Origin of the sequence: Sphaerotilus microaerophilus (assembly GCF_023734135.1) — a bacterium.
Classification (GTDB): Bacteria; Pseudomonadota; Gammaproteobacteria; order Burkholderiales; family Burkholderiaceae_C; genus Sphaerotilus; species Sphaerotilus microaerophilus.
The window spans coordinates 1,649,310-1,670,017 of the sequence record NZ_AP025730.1 but is presented as its reverse complement, the minus strand read 5'-3'; the positions used below and the strand labels follow the sequence as shown (position 1 = coordinate 1,670,017).

Here is a 20,708-nt window from a genome sequence, read left to right as displayed (position 1 = left end):
CGCAGCGCGACCCCGCAGCCCCCTCGGACGGCGGGCGCGGCGACAATCGGCCGATGCTTTCCGTCACCAAAATCCTGCCGCGCGGCCAGGGCCTGGCCGCCGTGCTGCTCAAACGTGCGCCCAGCGTCGAACTCGACTGGGCCCGCCGCGGCGCCAGCCCGCTCGACGCCACCGACAGCAGCGGCCGGCCGCTGCACGTGGCACTGCCGCCAGGCAGCCGGCTGCGCGACGGCGATGTGCTGATCGCTGAGGATGGCAGCCTGGTGCGCGTCGTCGCTGCACCCGAACCGGTGCTGGCGGTGCAGGCCTGCCCGACGCACGGCTCGCCCGCCGACCTGCTGCGTGCCGCCCACGCCCTGGGCAGGTTGCAGGTGGCGGCGATGGTGCAACTGGACCGGCTGCTGATCGCCCCGGATGCCGCGCTGGCCGGTCGCCTGCGCCACCAGCACCTGGTCGTGCAGGAGGCGGTCGCCCCCTTTGAGCCCGACTTGACCCTGTTGACCGACGCCGCGCCCGCCACCGCGCCGCCGCCCGCTGCCGCACATGTGCACGGACCGCATTGCAGCCACGGGCACGATCACCACCAACACCGCCACCATGACCACCACAGCCATGCGGGCCACGGTGCGCCCGGCCACACGCACCCCACGGCGGCGGTGGCAGCAGCGGTAGCAGCACCCCCCCGCGGCCGCCCGGTGGGCGTGGCCGTGACCGGCGCGGCCGTGCCACATGTGCACGGACCGGGCTGCGGGCATGACCACACCGGCCGGTGACCACGGTGGCCAGGGCGACCAGGGTGGTGATACCGCCGGCAGCTTTGCCGCCCTGCTGACGCAGCGCAGCTACCTGCGCTTCTGGGCCTCGCGGCTGGTGGCCCAGCTGGCCGCGCAAATGGTGATGGTCGCACTGGGCTGGCAGATGTACGACCTCACCGGCCGCGCCTGGGACCTCGGCCTGGTCGGCCTAGCGCAGTTCCTGCCGGCGCTGGTGCTGACCCTGCCGGCCGGGCATGTCGCCGATCGCCACCACCGCGGCCGCATCGTGATGGGCAGCAACGGGGCCCAGTTGGCCGTGGCCGCCGTGCTGCTGGCTGCCACGCTGGGCGGCTGGGCCAGCCGCGAGCTGATCCTGCTGCTGTCGGTGCTGCTGGGGATGGCCCGGGCCTTCCAGTTGCCGGCCTCGCAGTCGCTCACGCCGCTGCTGGTCCGGCCGGCGCTGCTGCCGCGGGCCCTGGCCTTCAACGCCAGCGGCATGCAGGTGGCCATCATCGGCGGACCGGCGCTGGCCGGGCTGCTGTTCGCCGCCGGCATCCACTGGGTCTACGCCCTGGGCACCCTGGGCTTCGTCGCCGGGACGCTGCTGATGGGCAGCGTGCGCTACACCGCCCCGCCGCCCAGCAGCGCCGCGGCCAGCTGGGCCACCGTGCTGGCGGGGGTGCGCTTCCTGTGGCAGCGCCCGACCCTGCTCGGCGCGATCTCGCTGGACCTGTTTGCCGTGCTGTTGGGCGGCGCCACCGCGCTGCTGCCGATGTTCGTGAAGGACATCCTGCATGCCGAGCCCTGGGTGCTGGGCCTGCTGCGAGCCGCCCCGGCGGTGGGCGCGCTGACCATGTCGGTCTGGCTGGCGCGGCACCCGCTGGCGCGCCGCGTCGGCCACCGGCTGATCGCCTCGGTGGCGGTCTACGGGCTGTGCATGCTGGTGTTCGGCGCCTCGACCTCGGTGTGGCTGTCCTCCGCGGCCCTGTTCGTGTCCGGCAGCGCCGACATGGTCAGCGTCGTGATCCGCCAGACCCTCGTCCAGCTCGAAACGCCTGACGACATGCGTGGCCGGGTCAGCGCCGTCAATGGCATCTTCATCGGCGCAAGCAACCAGCTCGGCGAGTTCGAGTCCGGCGCCACCGCCGCCTGGCTCGGCCCGGTCGGCTCGGTGCTGCTCGGCGGCGTGGGCGTGCTGGGGGTGGCGATCGCCTGGATCCGGCTCTTCCCCGGCCTGTGGCAGCGCGACCGGCTGCTCGCCCCCTGACCCACGACGGGGGACCACGACCCGCTTTTTTGGTGCAGCGCAACAAAGATTAGGCACAATTGTGCCCTTCTACCTCTCCACTCAGCGCCCGCTGAAAGGTCCTTGCCATGCGCCGTGTCGTGTTCAACCAGAAGGGCGGGGTCGGCAAGTCGACCATCACCTGCAACCTCGCCGCCGTAAGCGCCCAGCAGGGCCTGCGCACCCTGGTGCTGGACCTGGACGTACAGGGCAACTCGACGCGCTACCTCCTCGGCGAGGGCACCGACAGCGTGGACGGCGGCACCGTCGCCGACTTCTTCCAGCAGACCCTGGGCTTCAGCTTCAGCCCCAAGCAGGCCGGCGAGTTCATCTACGAGACGCCCTTCGAGCGCCTGCACCTGATGCCCTCCAGCCCCGCGCTGGACGAGCTGCACGGCAAGCTGGAGTCGCGCTACAAGATCTACAAGCTGCGCGAGGCGCTGGAGAGCCTGGCCAAGGACTACGACGCGATCTGGATCGACACCCCGCCCGCGCTGAACTTCTACACCCGCAGCGCGCTGATCGCCGCCGAGCGCTGCCTGATCCCCTTTGACTGCGACGATTTCTCGCGCCGCGCGCTCTATACCCTGATGGAGAACCTGCAGGAGATCCGCGCCGACCACAACCCGGCGCTGCAGGTCGAGGGCATCGTCGTCAACCAGTTCCAGCCCCGCGCCAGCCTGCCGCAGAAGGTGGTGGCCGAGCTCATCGAGGAAGGCATGCCGGTGCTGCAGCCCTACCTGAGCGCCTCGGTGAAGATCAAGGAAAGCCACGAGCGCGCCCTGCCGATGGTCCACCTGGACCCGCGGCACAAGCTGGCGCAGGAATTCGTGGCGCTGCACGACGCCTTGGGCGGCTGAAGCACGCCCGACGAGGCCGGCAGGTCGCTGCCAGCCAAGCGCCGCAGCTCAGTCCGCTGGTGGTGCCAATGCTGCTGCGGCGGCACGCAGCACGTTCGCCAGCAACTCGCCGTCCACGCTGCGCGCCGCACCGAAGCCGGCCACGTGGCGCAGCACGCTCGGCCGCAGCCGTACGAAGCGGAAGTCCGGCAGCTGCGTCATCAGCGCCGCCTGGGGGTGGCGGGCGAGGTAGAGCGCCTCGCAATGCGCATGCGCAGGGCTGCCGGGCTCGACGAAGGCCGCGGTGGCCTGGATCGCAGCGCGTTGCAGCGCCTGGGGCATCTCGGCCGATCCATCCCGATCGACCACCAGCAGGCTGACCCGCGCATCGCGGGCCATCTGCCGCGTGTGCGCAGCCAGCCCACTGACGTGCAGGATCAGGGCGCCTGCGGCACCCTGCTGCGCCGCATCCACGGCGAAGGGCACCATCGACAGCGCGGGCGCGCCGTCGTCGTCCAGGCAGGCCAGCGCCGCCACCGGCCGCTCGCGCAGCAGGCGAACGAGCTGTTCATCCAGGCGCGAGAGGTGCATGGCGGCACGGATCCGGCCTGGCTCAGCTCACCGCGGCGATGGCCTTGGCGACGTAGTCGATGTTCTTGCTGTTGAGCGCGGCCACGCAGATGCGGCCGGAGTCGACGCCGTAGACGCCGAACTCGCTGCGCAGGCGCACCATCTGGTCCTTGTTCAGGCCGGAGAAGCTGAACATGCCGCGCTGGCGGGTGATGAAGCTCAGGTCGCGGGTCACGCCGGCTTCCTTCAGCTTGGTCTCCAGCGCCGAGCGCATGGCCTTGATGCGCACACGCATGCCGGCCAGCTCGTCTTCCCACTGTTGGCGCAGCTCGGGCGTGCCCAGCACCTTGGCCACCACCTGGGCGCCGTGCGTCGGCGGGTTGGAGTAGTTGGTGCGGATGACGATCTTCAGCTGCGACAGCACGCGCGCGGTTTCTTCCTTGTCCACACAGACCACCGACAGGGCGCCCACGCGCTCGCCGTAGAGCGAGAAGCTCTTCGAGAAAGAGGTGGAGACGAAGAAGTCCAGGCCTGCGTCGACGAACTGCTGGATCACGGCGCCATCTTCGGCGATGCCGTCACCGAAGCCCTGGTAGGCCATGTCGAGGAAGGCGACGAGGTTGCCGGCCTTGACGGCCTCGACCACCTGGGCCCACTGCGCCGGGGTGATGTCGTAGCCGGTGGGGTTGTGGCAGCAGGCGTGCAGCACCACGACGGTGCCGGGGGCGGCGGCCTTCAGGTCGGCCAGCATGCCGTCGAAGTTCACGCCCAGCTTCTGCGCGTCGTAGTAGGCGTAGGTGCCCACCTCGAAGCCGGCGTTGGTGAACAGTGCGCGGTGGTTCTCCCAGCTCGGGTCGGAGATCAGCACCTTGGCCGTCGGGTTGACCTTCTTCAGGAAGTCGGCGCCCACCTTCAGGCCGCCGGTGCCGCCCAGGGCCTGCACGGTGGCCACGCGGCCGGCGCGCAGGATCTCGCTGTCGGCGCCAAAGACCAGACCCTGCACGGCACGGTCGTAGGCGGCGATGCCGTCGATCGGCAGGTAACCGCGCGCCGCCGGCGTGGCGATCATCTGCTGCTCGGCGGCCAGCACGCACTTCAGCAGCGGCAGCTTGCCGTTGTCGTCGTAGTACACGCCCACGCCGAGGTTGACCTTGGCCGGGTTGGTGTCGGCAGCAAATTGCTCGTTCAGACCCAGGATCGGGTCGCGCGGAGCCATCTCGACGGCGGAAAAGAGGGACATGGAGGAACTCGACGTGTCGGTGGAGGAAGCGGCGGGGGCGCGCTGGAAACCGCAGGCCCCCTGAGGTAACCTGTGCGATTGCCCGAATTTTACGGGCCATCGGATGTGGGCATGGCGAAACAGAAGGTGAGCAGGGTCCGCCCGGGCGGCAGACCGGGGGAGGATGTGGTGACCGGAGCGGGCAGCAGCGCCGCCGAGGCCGGTGCCGCACCTGCGGCGGTCGGGGCGGCCGAGGCACCTGCTGGGACCTTTGTCAGCTACCCGGATTCGCCCTTCCAGCTCTTCCAGCCCTACCCGCCCGCGGGCGACCAGCCCGCCGCGATCGAGCAGCTCGTCGAGGGCGTGCACGACGGCCTGAGCTACCAGACCCTGCTGGGCGTGACCGGCTCGGGCAAGACCTTCACGATGGCCAACGTGATCGCCCGGCTGGGCCGCCCGGCGATCGTCTTCGCGCCCAACAAGACGCTGGCCGCGCAGCTGTACAGCGAGTTCCGCGAGTTCTTTCCGAAGAACGCGGTCGAGTACTTCGTCAGCTACTACGACTACTACCAGCCCGAGGCCTACGTGCCGCAGCGCGACCTGTTCATCGAGAAGGACTCGTCGATCAACGAGCACATCGAGCAGATGCGGCTGTCCGCCACCAAGAGCGTGCTGGAGCGGCGCGACACCGTCATCGTCGCCACGGTGAGCGCGATCTACGGCATCGGCAAGCCCGAGGACTACACGCAGATGCGCTTCATCGTGCGGGTGGGCGACCAGATCGGCCAGCGCGATGTGATCGCCCAGCTCATCCGCATGCAGTACACGCGCAACGAGACCGACTTCTCGCGCGGCACCTTCCGCGTGCGCGGCGACACGATCGACGTCTTCCCGGCCGAGCACTCGGAGCTGGCGATCCGCATCGAGCTGTTCGACGACGAGGTGGAGTCGCTGCAGCTGCTGGACCCGCTGACCGGGCGCATCCGCCAGAAGATCCCGCGCTTCACGATCTACCCGTCGAGCCACTACGTGACGCCGCGCGAGCGCGTGCTGGCCGCCATCGACGGCATCAAGGAGGAGCTGCGCACGCGCACCGCCGAGTTCGTCAGCCAGGGCAAGCTGGTGGAGGCGCAGCGCATCGAGCAGCGCACCCGCTTCGACCTGGAGATGCTGCAGGAAGTCGGCCACTGCAAGGGCATCGAAAACTACAGCCGCCACCTTTCGGGCGCCAAGCCGGGCGACCCGCCACCGACGCTGGTGGACTACCTGCCGCCCGACGCGCTGATGTTCCTGGACGAGAGCCACGTGATGATCGGCCAGCTCGGCGGCATGTACAACGGCGACCGCGCGCGCAAGACCACGCTGGTGGAGTTTGGCTTTCGCCTGCCCAGCGCGATGGACAACCGGCCGCTGCGCTTCGAGGAGTTCGAGACCAAGATGCGCCAGGCCATCTTCGTCTCGGCCACGCCGGCCGATTACGAGAAGAACCACGCCGGCCAGGTGGTCGAGCAGCTGGTGCGGCCCACCGGGCTGGTCGACCCCGAGGTCGAGGTGCGCCCGGCCACCCACCAGGTGGACGACGTGCTCGGCGAGATCCGCCTGCGCGTGGAGATCGGCGAGCGGGTGCTCATCACCACGCTGACCAAGCGGATGGCCGAGCAGCTGACCGACTACCTGGCCGACAACGGCGTCAAGGTGCGCTACCTGCACTCGGACATCGACACCGTGGAGCGCGTGGAGATCCTGCGCGACCTGCGCCTGGGGACGTTTGACGTGCTGGTGGGCATCAACCTGCTGCGCGAGGGGCTGGACATCCCCGAGGTGTCCTTGGTGGCCATCCTGGACGCCGACAAGGAAGGCTTCCTGCGCGCCGAGCGCAGCCTGATCCAGACCATCGGCCGGGCGGCACGCAACGTCAATGGCCGCGCCATCCTCTACGCCGACCGGATCACCGACTCGATGCGCCGCGCCATCGACGAAACTGGGCGCCGCCGCGAGAAACAGATTGCCCACAACGCCGCGCACGGCATCGTGCCGCGTGGCATCCGCAAGCAGATCAAGGACCTGATCGACGGTGTCTACAGCGAGAAGTCCGGCAAGGATGAATTGAAGCAACTCGAAGCCGCCGCCGAGGTCGAAGCACTGTCCGAGAAGGACCTCGGCAAGCGCATCAAGCAGCTCGAGAAGCAGATGCTCGAACACGCCAAGAACCTGGAATTCGAAAAGGCTGCTCGCGTGCGCGACCAACTCGCCCTGCTGCGCGAACAGGCCTTCGGCGCCAGCGGCGCGGACAACGTCTCCACCCTCGTGCCCAGGAGCGCTGCATGAGCACCAGCACCGGCAACGACGCCAACGCCAGCCAGCTGACCCGCACCCGGGTTCTGATGGTCTGCATGGGCAACATCTGCCGCTCACCCACCGCCGAGGCGGTGCTGCGCCACCGCGTCGCACGCGCGGGCCTGGCCGCGCAGGTCGAGATCGATTCCGCCGGCACCCATGCCTGGCACACGCGCAACCCGCCCGACGAGCGCAGCATCGCGCACGCGGCGCGGCGCGGCTACGACCTCACCGGGCTGCGAGCGCGCCGCATCGAGTCGGCGGACTTCGAGCGCTTCGACCTGCTGCTGGCGATGGACGCGGACAACCTGGCCCACCTGCGCGAGACGGCCCCGGCCGAGGCCCACCATCGCCTGCGCCTGTTGATGACCTTCGCGCCGCAACTGAGCCTGCGCGAGGTGCCCGACCCCTACTACGGCGGGTCGGCCGGCTTCGAGCGGGTGCTGGACCTGATCGAGTCGGCCTGCGACGGACTCGTCGAGCATTTGCGCAGCGTCAATGGCACCCCTGGAAACAGCCGCTAGGCAGGCAGCCTGCACGGTCCAGGGAGTTGCCCTATAATTGACCAAATCACTCGGGAAAGAGGCGAGGGTCCACCCGACACGGAGCCCGGAGCGCGGCCACCCTGAACGCGCTTCCCTCCCGATCACAGGAGTTCGATGCCATGAGACTGACCACCAAGGGGCGTTTCGCCGTCACCGCGATGATCGACCTGGCGCTGCGCGAGCACAGCGGCCCGGTGGCGCTGGCCGCGATCAGCGCGCGTCAGCAGATTTCGCTGTCCTACCTGGAACAGCTGTTCGGCAAGCTGCGCCGCCAGGAGCTGGTGGAGAGCACCCGCGGCCCCGGCGGCGGCTACTCGCTGGGCCGCAAGGCCGAGGACATCACCGTGGCGGACATCATCGTCGCCGTGGATGAGGCGATCGACGCCACCGGCTGCGGCGGCGGCGAGAACTGCATGGGCGAAGAGGCCGGGCGCTGCATGACGCACGACCTGTGGTCCAGTCTGAACGCGAAGATGCTGGAGTACCTGAACTCGATCTCGCTGAAGAGCCTGGTCGACGACCAGCTCTCACGCGGCGTCTCGGTGGAGGACACGCCCATCAAGCGGGCCATCTCCTCCCAGCCGGTGGTCAAGCCGATCAAGGTGACGGCACCGAACTCGGTGTTCGCCCTGGCCGGCACGCTGACCAAGTAAGCCGCCCACGAGTCCGAACAAGGCTCAACAAGGCTGATTGCCGAGACGGCTCCCGCCCACGTTTTCGAACCCCGAGCCGCTGTCGCCTGGCGCGATGGCTGCCGATCGACCCTGCCAAGCATGGACATGACCCCGCACTTCCCCATCTACATGGACTACGGCGCGACCACCCCGGTGGATCCGCGGGTCGTCGACGTGATGGTGCCCTGGCTGCGTGAACACTTCGGCAACCCGGCGTCGCGCAGCCACGCCTGGGGCTGGGAGGCCGAGGAGGCGGTCGAGAAGGCGCGCATCCAGGTCGCCGAGCTGATCGGCGCCGACCCGCGCGAGATCGTCTGGACTTCCGGCGCCACCGAGTCCAACAACCTGGCGATCAAGGGCGCGGCGCACTTCTACGCCTCACGCGGCAAGCACCTGATCACCGTCAAGACCGAGCACAAGGCGGTGCTGGACACGATGCGCGAGCTGGAGCGCCAGGGCTTCGAGGTGACCTACCTCGACGTCGAGGCCGACGGCCTGCTCGACCTGGAGAAGTTCCGGGCCGCGCTGCGCCCGGACACCATCCTCGCCTCGGTCATGTTCGTGAACAACGAGATCGGCGTGATCCAGGACGTCACGGCGCTGGGCACGCTCTGCCGTGAGCGCGGCGTGATCTTCCACGTCGATGCGGCCCAGGCCACCGGCAAGGTCGCCATCGACCTGCAGACGCTGCCGGTCGACCTGATGAGCCTGGCCTCGCACAAGACCTACGGCCCCAAGGGCATCGGCGCGCTGTACGTGCGCCGCAAGCCGCGCGTGCGCCTGGAGGCCCAGATGCACGGCGGCGGGCACGAGCGCGGCATGCGCTCGGGCACCCTGCCCACGCACCAGATCGTCGGCATGGGCGAGGCCTTCCGCATCGCCCGCGAGGAAATGGGCGCGGAGAACGAGCGCATCCGCTCGCTGCAGCGTCGGCTGGTGGACGGACTGACGAAGATCGAACAGGTCTTCATCAACGGCGACCTGGAGCGCCGCGTGCCGCACAACCTGAATATCAGCTTCAACTTCGTCGAGGGCGAGTCGCTGATCATGGGGGTCAAGGGCATTGCGGTGTCCTCAGGTTCGGCCTGCACCTCGGCCAGCCTGGAACCCAGCTACGTGCTGCGCGCGCTCGGCCGCAGCGACGAGCTGGCGCACAGCAGCCTGCGCATCACCATCGGCCGCTTCACGACCGAGGAGGAGATCGACTACGCGGTGACCACCTTGCAGGAGCGCGTGGCCAAGCTGCGCGAGCTCTCCCCCCTGTGGGACATGTTCAAGGAAGGCATCGACATCGGCAGCATCCAATGGGCTGCGCACTGATCAGGAGTACCTCATGGCATACAGCGACAAGGTCATCGACCACTACGAAAACCCCCGCAACGTCGGCGCCTTCGACAAGGGCGACGGCGACGTCGGCACCGGCATGGTCGGCGCACCGGCCTGCGGCGACGTGATGAAGCTGCAGATCAAGGTCAACCCGGCCACCGGGCTGATCGAGGACGCACGCTTCAAGACCTACGGCTGCGGCTCGGCCATCGCGTCGAGCTCGCTGGTCACCGAGTGGGTCAAGGGCAAGACGCTCGACGAGGCCCTGACGATCAAGAACACCCACATCGCCGAGGAACTGGCGCTGCCGCCGGTGAAGATCCACTGCTCCATCCTGGCCGAGGACGCCATCAAGGCCGCGGTGGACGACTACAAGGCCCGGCACGGCGCGGTCTCGGCCTGAGGCGGGCCAAGCCCCTCATCCGCCTCCACCGCCCGTCTTCCGCTCCCTGCTCCCGGCTTTACGAACCCAGAACACCATGGCCGTCACGCTCACCGAAGCCGCCGCCCGGCACGTCACCCGCTACCTCGCCCGCCGCGGCAAAGGGGTGGGCGTGCGCCTGGGCATCAAGACCACCGGCTGCTCCGGCCTGGCCTACAAGCTGGAGTACGCCGACGAGGTGGCGCCGGAGGACATCGTCTTCGAGGGCCATGGCGTCAAGGTGCTGATCGACCCGAAGAGCCTGCCCTACCTGGACGGCACCGAGCTGGACTTCGTGCGCGAGGGCCTGAACGAAGGCTTCCGTTTCCGCAACCCGCGCGAGAAGGACCGCTGCGGCTGCGGCGAATCCTTCCGGGTCTGAGCCAGGCTGCGATGCAAGCCCGCGTCGGCCAGCGGTCGGCGCGGGCGATTTTCTTTGCGGGGCACCCTTCCTGGGGCACCTTTCCTGCTTGCGCGAAGCCTCACCATGAACCTCACCGACACCGACTTCCAGCTCTTCGACGTGCCGGCACGCTATGAGCAGGATCTGCCGTCGCTCGACGCGCGCTGGAAGGCGCTGCAGCGCGAGGTCCACCCGGACCGCTTCGCCGCCCAGGGCGCCGCCGCCCAGCGCGTGGCGATGCAGTGGGCCGTGCGCGTCAACGAGGCCTACCGCCGCCTCAAGGACCCGCTCGCGCGCAGCGCCTACCTCTGCGAGCTGCACGGCCGCCCGGTCGATGCGCAGAGCAACACCGCGATGCCGGCCCCCTTCCTGATGCAGCAGATGGCCTGGCGCGAGCAGCTCGACGAGGCGCGTGCGCTGACCGAGGTCGAGGCGCTGGCCGACGAAGTGGCCGAGCGCGAACGCGCGCTGCACGGCGAACTGCGTGCCGCCATCGACGAGCGGCAGGACTGGGAGGCCGCAGCCCAGTTGGTGCGCGCCTTGATGTTCGTCACCCGCTTTGCGGCCGACGTGGACCGGCGCCTCGACGCGCTGGGACAATGACGCCTTCAACCAGTCCCCCATGGCACTCCTCCAGATCTCCGAACCCGGCCAGACGCCGGACCCGCACCAGCGCCGCGTCGCGGTGGGCATCGACCTGGGTACCACCCACTCGCTGGTCGCCGCGCTGCGCCACGGCGTGGCCGAGTGCCTGCCCGACGATGAAGGCCGCGTGATCCTGCCCTCGGCGGTGCGCTACCTGGGCGATGGCCGCCGCCAGATCGGCGCCGCCGCACTGGCGGCGCAGGCCACCGACCCGGCCAACACGCTGGTGTCGGTCAAGCGCTTCATGGGGCGCTCGCTGGCCGACATCGCCGATCGCGGCCGGCTGCCTTACGACTTCACCGACCGCCCCGGCATGGTCGGCATCGTCACCCGCGAGGGCGAGAAGTCGCCGGTGGAAGTTTCCGCCGAGATCCTGGCCACGCTGCGCTACAGGGCGCAGGACACCTTCGACACCGACGAGCTCTTCGGCGCGGTGATCACCGTGCCGGCCTACTTCGACGACGCCCAGCGCCAGGCCACCAAGGACGCGGCCCAGCTGGCCGGGCTGAACGTGCTGCGCCTGCTCAACGAGCCCACCGCCGCGGCCATCGCCTACGGGCTGGACAACGCCAGCGAGGGCCTCTACGCCGTCTACGACCTGGGCGGCGGCACCTTCGACATCTCGCTGCTGCGCCTGTCGCGCGGCGTGTTCGAGGTGGTGGCCGTCGGCGGCGACTCCGCCCTGGGCGGCGACGACTACGACCACGCTCTGGGCGCCCTGCTGCTGCAGCGCGCCGGCCTGCCCCCGCTGGAAAGATTGTCCGCCGGCGACAAGCGCAGCCTGCTGGTGCAGGCGCGTGCGGCCAAGGAGCGCCTGTCGGGCGCCACGCGCACCGCCGTGCGCTGTGCGCTGGCCGATGGCGACCTGGCGCTGGAGCTGGACGCCAGCGAGTTCGAAGCCGCCACTGCGCCGCTGACCGAGCGCACCATCACCCTGCTGCGCCGCGTGCTGCGTGACGCCAAGGTCAAGCCCGCCGACCTGGCCGGCGTTGTCATGGTGGGCGGCTCCACGCGCATGCCGGCAGTGCGCCGCGCCGTGGGCGCGGCCACCGGCCGCGAGCCACTGGTCAACTTGAACCCCGACGAAGTCGTGGCCCTGGGCGCCGCCATCCAGGCCAACGCGCTGGCCGGCAACTCGGCCGACGGCGAGCTGCTGCTGCTCGACGTGATCCCGCTGTCGCTGGGCCTGGAGACCATGGGCGGGCTGGTGGAGCGCGTGATCGAGCGCAACAGCACCATCCCCACCGCCAAGGCGCAGGACTTCACCACCTACAAGGACGGCCAGACCGCCATGGCCATCCACGTCGTGCAGGGCGAGCGCGAACTGGTGGCGGACTGCCGCTCGCTGGCGCGCTTCGAGCTGCGCGGCATCCCGCCGATGGCCGCGGGCGCGGCGCGCATCCGCGTCACCTTCCAGGTCGATGCCGACGGGCTGCTCTCCGTCGCCGCCCAGGAGCTGGGCTCGGGCGTACAGGCGGCCATCACCGTCAAGCCCAGCTACGGCCTGAGCGACGAGCAGATCGCCGGCATGCTGCAGTCCGGCTTCAGCGAGGCCGAGGCCGACATGAAGCGCCGCGCCCTGCAGGAGGCCCGCGTCGAGGGCGACCGCATGCTGCTGGCCACCGCCTCCGCGCTGGACGCCGACGCTGACCTGCTTGACGAGGCCGAGCGTGCCGCCGTGGACGGCCTGATGCGCCAGGTGCGCGAGCGCATCACCAGCGACGACACCGCCGCCATCGAGGCCGCCACCCAGTCACTGGCCGAAGGCACCGAGCTGCTCGCCGCCCGCCGCATGAACCGCGGCATCCAGCAGGCACTCACCGGCCGCCGCCTGGACGAGATCTGACCGCCCAAGGACTCCTCCCCCCATGCCCGCCATCAAGATCCTGCCGCACCACGAGCTCTGCCCCGAGGGCACGACCATCCAGGCCGCTCCCGGCACCTCGATCTGCGAGGCCCTGCTGGAAAACGGCATCGCCATCGAGCACGCCTGCGACATGAGCTGCGCCTGCACCACCTGCCACGTCGTCGTGCGGGAGGGCTTCCGCTCGCTCAACGAGATGGAGGAGACCGAAGAAGACCTGCTCGACCGCGCCTGGGGCCTGGAGCCCAACTCGCGCCTGGGCTGCCAGGCCATCGTCGCCCGGCAGGACCTGGTGGTCGAGATCCCGAAGTACACGATCAACCACGCCCGGGAAAACCATTGATCGGCCCTGCCGGCATGCCGCGATGAGACAAGTCTTCCTCGACACCGAAACCACCGGCCTCAGCCCGGATGCGGGCGACCGCATCGTCGAACTCGGCTGCGTGGAGATGGTCAACCGGCGCCTGACCGGGCGCAACCTGCACTTCTACCTCAACCCCGAGCGCCCCAACAACGAGGAGGCGGTGCGGGTGCACGGGCTGACCGACGAGTTCCTGGCCGACAAGCCACTCTTCGCGGCGGTGGCGAGCGAGTTCGTCGAGTACCTGCGCGGCGCCGAGGTGGTGATCCACAACGCGGCCTTCGACGTCGGCTTTCTCGATGCCGAGCTGAAGCGCGTCAGGCACAGCGGCGTGGCCACCCTGGCCAGCGGCATCGTCGACACCCTCGCGATGGCCCGCGAGGCCTACCCTGGCAAGGCCAACTCGCTGGACGCGCTGTGCCGTCGCCTCGAGGTCGACAACTCCAAGCGCACGCTGCACGGCGCGCTGCTGGACGCTGAACTGCTCGCCGAGGTCTACATCCGCCTCACCCGCGGCCAGCACTCGCTGGTGATCGACGGCCCGCAGGAGGGCAGCGACAGCGACGCCACCGAGCAGGCCGACCTCGCCATCGACCTCAGCAGCTTCGAGTTGCCGGTGCTGGCAGCCAATGCCGATGAGGAAGCCGCACACGAAGCGCTGTTGTCCGGCCTCGACAAGGCCTGTGGCGGCAAGACCATTTGGCGCCAAATGCTTGCACAACCCGCCTGAAGCAGGTTATAGTTGCAGTCTTGCTGCAGCGCACACAACATTGCAACGTCAGCAAAGCCCGGTTTCCGGGCGGTTAGCTCAGCGGTAGAGCACTGCCTTCACACGGCAGGGGTCGCAGGTTCGAACCCTGCACCGCCCACCAGATCAAGCCCCTCAAATCATTGATTTGAGGGGCTTTTTCTCGTCTTGGCAGCTCTTCCCGGTGACATCAGCACCTGTCAGCCCGCAGGACTGACCGGGCCACTTGCGCGTCATTCTCAGCCAAACGCAAGGGCATGTGACTTCCCGCAGATGGCCGCGGGACCGGGCTCAGTCGCGCCGCAGCCGCTCGCCCTGTCCCACCTCGCGCGCCTGGCCTTCCACCACATCGGCGGGCGCGGTGGCGCGCTGGGTGGTGGAGAAGCCGGGCCAGTTCGGTGCGTGGCGCTGCGGGCCCCGCCAGCTCTGCGCCGAGCGCAGGTCGAAGCCGCGCCAGGTCGGCCGGCGGCCGCGCAACAGGCTCCAGATCAGCCAGACGAGGCTCAGCAGCGCACCGGCAAACACCAGGCTGGCCAGGAAGATACCGGCCGCCAGTGTGAACACGGCGCGAGCGAGGAAACGCGGGAGGGTCGAAGCCATCATGGAGCGGTGCACCGCCTGTGAGTCAGACATGGGAGTCTACGACCCGGCGCGCGCCGGATCGTTCCCTGCCGCCCCCGGCGCCTGGGGGTGTCAACCACCTCAACGCCCAGGCGCAGGTGCGGACTCGCGCAGCTGCAGCGCCATCAGCACCTGGTTGCGCAGGCCCTTGACGAGATTGAGCTCCCGCTCGGTGAGGTGCAGCGGCTGGCCGCCCAGCGGGCTGTCCGCGTAGACCATGCCCACCACCTGGCCGGCACGCACCAGCGGCAGGAGGAGAAAGGCGTCGGCCCGGACCTGCTGCAGGAACCAGGCCGGCAGGCGCTCGGCGATCAGGGGGTCGCTGGTGTCGGTGATCAGCGTGTCACTGCCCTTCAGGCACAGCAGGCCGAACAGGTCGGCTGGAGGCTGCAGGGGGATGCGAAAGGCCGCCGCGAGGCGGGTGGCATCGGGGCTGCTGCCCATGCGGCCTTCGAGCCGATCGGGGTTGCGGGCGCGCAGGCAGATCAGGACCCGGCGCACATGCAGCGCCTCGCGCAGCACCTGCATGAAGGCCTGCATCAGGTGGGTGACGTTGGTGTCGGAGAGGGCTGCAAGGCTGAGCTTCTCGATGCCGGCCGTGAGGTGGGCGATGCGCATGGGGTCATCAGCCCGCGGCGGCAGCGACGGTGGCGCGGCCTTGCCGGCCGGGGCGGCTGCTGGAGCGGTCGCGCGGGCGGCCGCGGCAGGCGGTGCCGGCGGGCGACGCGCCGTAGGAGGAGGCACCGGCGCAGGCGGCAGGCTGCCGCGTGCGGCCGGCTTGCCACGCCCGGGGGGACTGGCCGCACCGGGCGTACCGGCCAGCGTGGCCGAAAGCAGCTCGGGGCGAGGCAGGCTCATCACGGGGGCCAGCTCGGCCCACTCGGCCAGGGTGCGCTCGATGACCCCGTCAAGCCGCTCGCTGTCGAGCTGCAGCGCAAAGCCCCACTCGGCCAGGAAGGCAGCCAGACGTTCGGGCCGCTGCTCGGCGGTGCAGCCGAACAGCTCGCGTGCCAGCCGGTTGGCGGCCGTGCAAACGCCCCGCACATGGTCGTGCGCGGCGAAGTGCTGCTCCTCGGCCGGCGTCGGCAGCGGGCGCAGGGCCTGCACGACCTCGGGGGGCCAGCCCCACTGCTGGGCGATCTCGATGCCCAGGTCCTGAAAGCCTACGCCCATCACCTCGCGGGAGACACGTTCGACCTCCTGCGGATCCAGGCGGTGCGTCGGGCTGGGGCCGAAGGCCGCCTCGGCTTGCGCCGGGTCGAGCGCGATCAGGCGCCCCTCCACCTCGCGGGTCTCTTCGGCCAGGTGCAGCCAGGAGAGCATCACACCGAGGTTCTGGAACAGCGCGGTGATGTAGGCGCTCTCCTGCAGCTTGCGCGACGGGCAGAGCTCATTGGCGATCAGCGCGGCCATCAGCGAGCAGGCGAACTCTTCGCGCACCCGGGCCCCGTCAGCCCCCTTGGGCAGGCGCTCGAACAGCGCGAGCGAGGCGGCCAGCATGCCCACCGAGTTGAAGCCCATCAGCGCCACCGCCCGGCTGATGGTGGTGATGGCGCCACCGCCGACCGAGCTGTAGTAGGCGGTGTTGATCAACCGCAGCAGCTTGTTGGTCAGCGCGACGTCCTGCAGCACCTCGTCGGTCAGGGCGCGCAGGTGGGCCAGATCGGAGCGGGAGACCTTCTGGATGCCGCGGATGGACTCCTTCAGCGAAGGAAAGTCCGCGTGCCGGGTCATGCGATCCAGGATCTGCGCCAGCTTGGCAGCGCGGCGCGCCTCGGCCTCCTCCTCGGGACTGGAGGGGCTGGGCTCAGCACTGGCGTCGCCCTCCTCTGACAGGGAGGCCAGGGCCAGGTCGTCGGTCTCGGGGGTGGATGCGGGCATCCATGGGCAATCGGGGAAAGCGGCGGGCGCTTGAGGAGCGCCCCCCGGCCGCGCGTGACTTCCGACCGCTCCTCAGACAAGGTCAGCCCTGTCCCCAGGGCCGCTCAGCTGTCAGCGCCGCAGCGCGTCGGCGCACTCCGGCACCAGGGCCGAGCCGCGGTAGATCAGGCCGGTGTAGACCTGCACCACGTCCGCTCCAGCGGCGCGCTTGGCCCGTGCATCCGCACCGCTGAGCACGCCGCCCACGCCGATGATCGGGTAGGTGCTACCCAACTCGGCACGCAGCGCCTGGATGACGCGGTTGCTGGCCTCGAAGACCGGCGCACCGGACAGGCCACCGGTCTCGTCCGCGTGCGCAAGGCCGGCCACCTTGGCGCGCTCGATGGTGGTGTTGGTGGCGACCACGCCGTCGATGCCGTTGTGGCGCAGCGTCGCGGCGATCACCTTGATCTGCGCCTCGTCCAGGTCGGGCGCGATCTTGACGAACATCGGCACGCTGCGGCCGTGCTCGGTCGCCAGTTGCAGGCGGCGCTGCTGCAGGGCGCCGAGCAGCGCATCGAGCGCCTCGTCACTCTGCAGCGCGCGCAGGTTCTTGGTGTTGGGGCTGGAGATGTTGACCGTCACGTAGTCGGCGTGCGGGTAGACGCCGGCCAGGCCGATCAGGTAGTCGTCCGCCGCGTTCTCGATCGGCGTGGCGGCGTTCTTGCCGATGTTCAGGCCGAGGATGCCGCCGGCACGGCGAAAGCTCGTCGCGCGCCGGACGTTGGCCAGGAAGCTGTCCAGCCCCTCGTTGTTGAAGCCCAGCCGGTTGATCAGCGCGTTGGCCTGCGGCAGGCGGAACATGCGCGGCTTGGGGTTGCCGGGCTGGCCCTTGGGGGTGACGGTGCCCACCTCGATGAAGCCGAAGCCCATCGCGCCCAGGCCGTCGATGCAGCGGCCATTCTTGTCCAGCCCCGCGGCCAGGCCGATGCGGTTGGGAAAGCGCAGGCCCGCCAGCGTCACCGGGTCGCTGACGCGGCGCTGGCTCCACAGGCACTGCAGCGGGGTGTTCTGGAAGCGCGCCATCGCGTCCAGGGTGTGCTCGTGAGCGGTCTCGGGGTCGAGGCTGAAGAGGAAGGGCCGGGTCAGGCCGTAGGGGACAAACGCCATAATTCACGGATTGTCCCCGATGGAAGGTGCCTTGCCGGTGCCCGTGAACATGACGCAAGACGAACTCAAGGCGCTGGTCGGCCAGGCCGCATTGGCCTACGTGGTGCCCGGCACGGTGGTAGGCGTGGGCACCGGCTCGACGGTGAACCACTTCATCGACGCGTTGGCGACGATGAAGGATCGCATCGCCGGGGCGGTCTCCAGCTCGGTGGCCAGCACCGAGCGGCTGCGCGCGCACGGCATCACGGTGCTGGACGCGGCGACGGTGACGTCCATCCCGGTCTACATCGACGGCGCCGACGAGATCGACCACAGCGGCCACATGATCAAGGGCGGCGGCGCGGCGCTCACGCGCGAGAAGATCGTCGCCGACCTGGCCGAGCGCTTCGTCTGCATCGCCGACGAGAGCAAGCTGGTCGAGGTGCTCGGCAGCTACCCGCTGCCGGTGGAGGTGATCCCGATGGCTGCTGCGCAGGTGGCGCGCCGCTTCGAGCGCCAATATGGCGGCCAGGCCACGCTGCGCGCCGGCGTGGTGACCGACAACGGCAACGCCATCCTCGATGTGCGCGGCCTGCGCATCACCGAGCCCCTGGCGATGGAAACCGAGGTCAACCAGTGGCCTGGTGTCGTCACCGTGGGCATCTTTGGACGCCACCGCGCCAGCGTCTGCCTGCTGGGCACCGCAGCCGGGGTGCGAACGCTGACGTTTTGAGGTCAGGCCGCCGGGTCGACCCCCGGTGGCTCAGGCGATACCGGGTCGCCGAACTCGACACAGCCATGCACGCTGGCGTACAGCGACGCATAGAAGGCGGCCGAGAACAGCAGGGCCACCGGCATGGCGAAGAACATCGCCCACGCCGCCAAACCCAGCAGGGCGAGCACGCCACCCAGCAGCAGCGAGAGCATCAGGTCGGCCACCACCCAGGCGACGCCATAGACCACGAAGGCGCCCAGGTTGCGCAGGCTGGCCACGGCACTGGCAAAAACGGCCCGGGCGATGCTGCCGCCCTCGCGTTGCAGGATCACTGGCGCATGCCAGAACACCAGCGCCACCGGCACGGTCATCACCATGCGCAGCAGCATGCCGTTCTGCAGCGCCTGGAAGGCCGCCAGCCGGGCATCGTCCCCGACGTCGGCGGACATCGCCTCGCGCCAGGCGGAATGCATCGCCGGGTCGATCAGGTCTGCCAGCCAGAGCATCAGGGCCGCCGCCGCGGCATGGGCCACACCCAGCCCGAGCATCGAGCGGCGCGAGGTTGCCCCCAGCGGTGCGAAGAGCACGGCGGGCGTGGGTCGCCGCCCCGCCTTCAACGACTCCACCACCGCCACCCAGCCCGCCGTCAACGCCGGCAGCAGTATGCCGACCAGCAGGGGCCCCACCAGAGGCAGCGCCAGCAGCAGCCCCAGGCCGAAGAGCATGAAGCCCATCATGCCCAGCAAGGTGAAGGTCTGGCTCTTGGCCCAGTGCACGCCGCTGAGCATCCAGCGCATGCCATCCATCGGAGGCGCTTGTCGCAGTTTCATCGGCGGAGGTCCCGTCGCAACATCAACGCATCCAGTGCCAGGGGTTGCCGACGCGCTCGCGCAGCACCCGCTCGAAGTGGGTCGGGTCGTGCGGCTTGAGCATGCTGGCCTCGCGCGGCAGGTGGAAATCCCACAGGCGCGAGATCCAGAAGCGCAGGGCGCCCGCACGCAGCAGCGCCGGCAGCAGGCGCAGCTCGTCATGGGTGAGTGTGCGCTCGCTGTCGTAGGCCGCCAGGAAGACCTGGGCACGCTGCTCATCGAGCCGGCCGGACTCCAGGCTGATGCACCAGTCGTTCAGGCACACCGCGATGTCGAACAGCCAGGTATCGACGCCAGCAAAGTAGAAATCGAAAAAGCCGGTGAGCTTCTCGTGCCCCGGCAGGCCATCGAACATCACGTTGTCGCGGAACAGGTCGGCGTGCACCGGGCCGCGCGGCAGGGCCTGGTAGGCGGAGGTGGTGGCCAGGTGCTGCTGGAAGGCCAGCTCCTCATCGATCAGCTGCTGCTGCGCGAGCGTCAGGAAGGGGTGCACCACCGGCACGGTCTCGGTCCACCACGCCAGACCGCGCAGGTTGGGCTGCGCGCGCGGGTAGTCCGCACCGGCCTGATGCAGGCGCGCCAGCATCGTGCCCACCTGGCGGCAGTGCCAGTCGGACGGCGCCAGCTGGTGCCCGCCAGAGAGTTTGCCCACCAGGGCCGCGGGCTTGCCGCAGACGGTGTGCAGGATCTCGCCCGTGGCGTCGGCCTGCGGGTCGGGCACCGGGATGTCGCGCATCGCAAGGTGCTTCATCAGGTGCAGATAGAAGGGCAACTGCTCGTGGCTGAGGCGCTCGAACAACGTGAGCACCCACTGACGGGTACGTTGGCCGTCGTCGGTGTCGACGAAGTAGTTGGTGTTCTCGATGCCGGAGGTGATGCCGCGCAGCGCGACCACCTGGCCCAGGCCCAGACGGGTGACCAGCGCCTGTGCGGCATGCAGGGTCACTTCAGTGAAGACAGCCATCGACGACGTAGACGAAAAAGAGAAGAGAGAGACGGATTGCCCGGGGGAGGGAGGGACTCAGAAGCTCAGCACGGGCCAGACGCGCTGCCCGGCGGCAGCACGGCCATTGCCGGCGCTGTTGCTCATGTCCCGTCCCCCGGTGGCGGGCACGATCTCGTAGGCGCGCCCGCCCTTGGGTTGCACCTTGATGCTGCGGACTTCGCCGCGCTCGTGCAACTCTTCGATGCGCGTGAAGCGGTCCTCGATCACCACCGCCTGCGTTGCCGACGCCGCCTGCGCCACCGCCCTCGAGGCCGCCGCTGCCGGCGAGGAAGCGGCCGCAGCCGCACGAGAAGGTGCCGACGCGGGCAACTGGCGCAGATCAGGAGGTGCGGTCAGGTCCGCGGCGCAAACCCCGGCCCCGGCGATCCCCAGCGCGCAGAGAGCCCCCCTCACCCACCTGGCAGGAGCGGGCATGCGCGGCAGGAAGTCGGGGCGGAAGGGCATGGCGGGATTGTAGGTGGCGCGCCACCAGGCCCGGCTGACAGGCGCCACAATC

The 20,708-nt window shown here is 69.7% G+C and carries 22 protein-coding genes and 1 tRNA gene; 15 read left to right on the top strand and 8 right to left on the bottom strand.

All coding sequences use genetic code 11. The annotated features are described in order from the left end of the window. Positions 1 to 53: 53 nt before the first annotated feature. The 3 genes from NGK70_RS07405 to NGK70_RS07395 all read left to right on the top strand — a co-directional run bounded on the left by NGK70_RS07405 (position 54) and on the right by NGK70_RS07395 (position 2,900). Positions 54 to 773 (top strand): urease accessory protein UreE, encoded by a 720-nt coding sequence (locus tag NGK70_RS07405; RefSeq protein ID WP_251972616.1) that lies wholly within the window; start codon positions 54 to 56, stop codon positions 771 to 773. After that, positions 754 to 2,022 (top strand): MFS transporter, encoded by a 1,269-nt coding sequence (locus tag NGK70_RS07400; protein WP_251972615.1) that lies wholly within the window; start codon positions 754 to 756, stop codon positions 2,020 to 2,022. The genes NGK70_RS07405 and NGK70_RS07400 overlap by 20 nt, the downstream gene beginning before the upstream one ends. A gap of 107 nt (positions 2,023 to 2,129) precedes the next feature. Continuing rightward, on the top strand, positions 2,130 to 2,900 hold the full coding sequence (locus tag NGK70_RS07395; protein ID WP_251972614.1) for a ParA family protein: 771 nt from the start codon (positions 2,130 to 2,132) through the stop codon (positions 2,898 to 2,900). A 48-nt stretch (positions 2,901 to 2,948) separates the two neighbouring features. On the opposite strand, the gene NGK70_RS07390 is transcribed toward NGK70_RS07395, so the two are convergent. Continuing rightward, the gene (locus NGK70_RS07390; protein ID WP_251972613.1) at positions 2,949 to 3,470 is read right to left on the bottom strand and encodes a pyridoxamine 5'-phosphate oxidase family protein; all 522 of its coding nucleotides are present in this window, start codon (positions 3,468 to 3,470) and stop codon (positions 2,949 to 2,951) included. 22 nt (positions 3,471 to 3,492) lie between these two features. Further along, entirely contained in the window at positions 3,493 to 4,689 is a 1,197-nt protein-coding gene (locus NGK70_RS07385; RefSeq protein ID WP_251972612.1) for an amino acid aminotransferase, read from the bottom strand. A 111-nt stretch (positions 4,690 to 4,800) separates the two neighbouring features. On the opposite strand from NGK70_RS07385, the gene uvrB reads away from it, so the two are divergent. From uvrB to NGK70_RS07330, 11 genes are all read left to right on the top strand, one after another. Beyond that, complete coding sequence (gene uvrB, locus NGK70_RS07380; RefSeq protein ID WP_251972611.1) at positions 4,801 to 6,996, top strand: excinuclease ABC subunit UvrB; 2,196 nt, start codon at positions 4,801 to 4,803, stop codon at positions 6,994 to 6,996. Then, on the top strand, positions 6,993 to 7,529 hold the full coding sequence (locus tag NGK70_RS07375; protein ID WP_251972610.1) for a low molecular weight protein-tyrosine-phosphatase: 537 nt from the start codon (positions 6,993 to 6,995) through the stop codon (positions 7,527 to 7,529). Before uvrB ends, NGK70_RS07375 begins: the two co-directional genes overlap by 4 nt. A gap of 140 nt (positions 7,530 to 7,669) precedes the next feature. Then, on the top strand, positions 7,670 to 8,203 hold the full coding sequence (locus NGK70_RS07370) for an Rrf2 family transcriptional regulator (RefSeq protein WP_251972609.1): 534 nt from the start codon (positions 7,670 to 7,672) through the stop codon (positions 8,201 to 8,203). 120 nt (positions 8,204 to 8,323) lie between these two features. Further along, entirely contained in the window at positions 8,324 to 9,544 is a 1,221-nt protein-coding gene (locus tag NGK70_RS07365) for an IscS subfamily cysteine desulfurase (protein WP_251972608.1), read from the top strand. Between the two features lie 13 nt (positions 9,545 to 9,557). Then, positions 9,558 to 9,953 (top strand): Fe-S cluster assembly scaffold IscU, encoded by a 396-nt coding sequence (iscU, locus tag NGK70_RS07360; protein WP_251972607.1) that lies wholly within the window; start codon positions 9,558 to 9,560, stop codon positions 9,951 to 9,953. A 76-nt stretch (positions 9,954 to 10,029) separates the two neighbouring features. Continuing rightward, positions 10,030 to 10,353, top strand: a complete 324-nt coding sequence (gene iscA / locus NGK70_RS07355; protein WP_251972606.1) for an iron-sulfur cluster assembly protein IscA — start codon at positions 10,030 to 10,032, stop codon at positions 10,351 to 10,353. Between the two features lie 105 nt (positions 10,354 to 10,458). Further along, positions 10,459 to 10,977: a Fe-S protein assembly co-chaperone HscB gene (gene hscB, locus NGK70_RS07350; RefSeq protein WP_251972605.1), complete on the top strand. Its 519-nt coding sequence runs from the start codon at positions 10,459 to 10,461 to the stop codon at positions 10,975 to 10,977. A 19-nt stretch (positions 10,978 to 10,996) separates the two neighbouring features. Further along, positions 10,997 to 12,865, top strand: coding sequence for a Fe-S protein assembly chaperone HscA (hscA, locus tag NGK70_RS07345; RefSeq protein ID WP_251972604.1), 1,869 nt, complete (start codon positions 10,997 to 10,999; stop codon positions 12,863 to 12,865). Positions 12,866 to 12,887: 22 nt separating this feature from the next. Beyond that, positions 12,888 to 13,226 (top strand): ISC system 2Fe-2S type ferredoxin, encoded by a 339-nt coding sequence (gene fdx, locus NGK70_RS07340; protein ID WP_251972603.1) that lies wholly within the window; start codon positions 12,888 to 12,890, stop codon positions 13,224 to 13,226. A gap of 22 nt (positions 13,227 to 13,248) precedes the next feature. Further along, positions 13,249 to 13,974: a DNA polymerase III subunit epsilon gene (dnaQ, locus tag NGK70_RS07335; protein ID WP_251972602.1), complete on the top strand. Its 726-nt coding sequence runs from the start codon at positions 13,249 to 13,251 to the stop codon at positions 13,972 to 13,974. A 67-nt stretch (positions 13,975 to 14,041) separates the two neighbouring features. Further along, a tRNA-Val gene (locus NGK70_RS07330) sits at positions 14,042 to 14,116 on the top strand. A gap of 167 nt (positions 14,117 to 14,283) precedes the next feature. On the opposite strand, the gene NGK70_RS07325 is transcribed toward NGK70_RS07330, so the two are convergent. From NGK70_RS07325 to NGK70_RS07315, 3 genes are all read right to left on the bottom strand, one after another. After that, a complete protein-coding gene (locus NGK70_RS07325) occupies positions 14,284 to 14,625 on the bottom strand; it encodes a hypothetical protein (RefSeq protein ID WP_251972601.1) in 342 nt (113 codons plus the stop codon). Between the two features lie 69 nt (positions 14,626 to 14,694). After that, entirely contained in the window at positions 14,695 to 16,494 is a 1,800-nt protein-coding gene (locus NGK70_RS07320; RefSeq protein WP_251972600.1) for an HDOD domain-containing protein, read from the bottom strand. Positions 16,495 to 16,605: 111 nt separating this feature from the next. Further along, positions 16,606 to 17,643, bottom strand: coding sequence for a quinone-dependent dihydroorotate dehydrogenase (locus tag NGK70_RS07315; RefSeq protein WP_251972599.1), 1,038 nt, complete (start codon positions 17,641 to 17,643; stop codon positions 16,606 to 16,608). 49 nt (positions 17,644 to 17,692) lie between these two features. Here NGK70_RS07315 and rpiA point away from each other — a divergent pair, with 49 nt between their 5' ends. Next, positions 17,693 to 18,355, top strand: a complete 663-nt coding sequence (gene rpiA / locus NGK70_RS07310; protein ID WP_251972598.1) for a ribose-5-phosphate isomerase RpiA — start codon at positions 17,693 to 17,695, stop codon at positions 18,353 to 18,355. 2 nt (positions 18,356 to 18,357) lie between these two features. Here rpiA and NGK70_RS07305 read toward each other — a convergent pair whose 3' ends face one another. Genes NGK70_RS07305 through NGK70_RS07295 form a run of 3 tightly spaced genes read right to left on the bottom strand, consistent with a single transcriptional unit; the run spans position 18,358 to position 20,656 of the window. Next, positions 18,358 to 19,167: a BPSS1780 family membrane protein gene (locus NGK70_RS07305; protein WP_251972597.1), complete on the bottom strand. Its 810-nt coding sequence runs from the start codon at positions 19,165 to 19,167 to the stop codon at positions 18,358 to 18,360. Between the two features lie 22 nt (positions 19,168 to 19,189). Continuing rightward, entirely contained in the window at positions 19,190 to 20,170 is a 981-nt protein-coding gene (locus NGK70_RS07300) for a homoserine kinase (protein WP_251972596.1), read from the bottom strand. Between the two features lie 57 nt (positions 20,171 to 20,227). Beyond that, a complete protein-coding gene (locus NGK70_RS07295) occupies positions 20,228 to 20,656 on the bottom strand; it encodes a DUF2782 domain-containing protein (RefSeq protein WP_251972595.1) in 429 nt (142 codons plus the stop codon). Positions 20,657 to 20,708 lie beyond the last annotated feature (52 nt).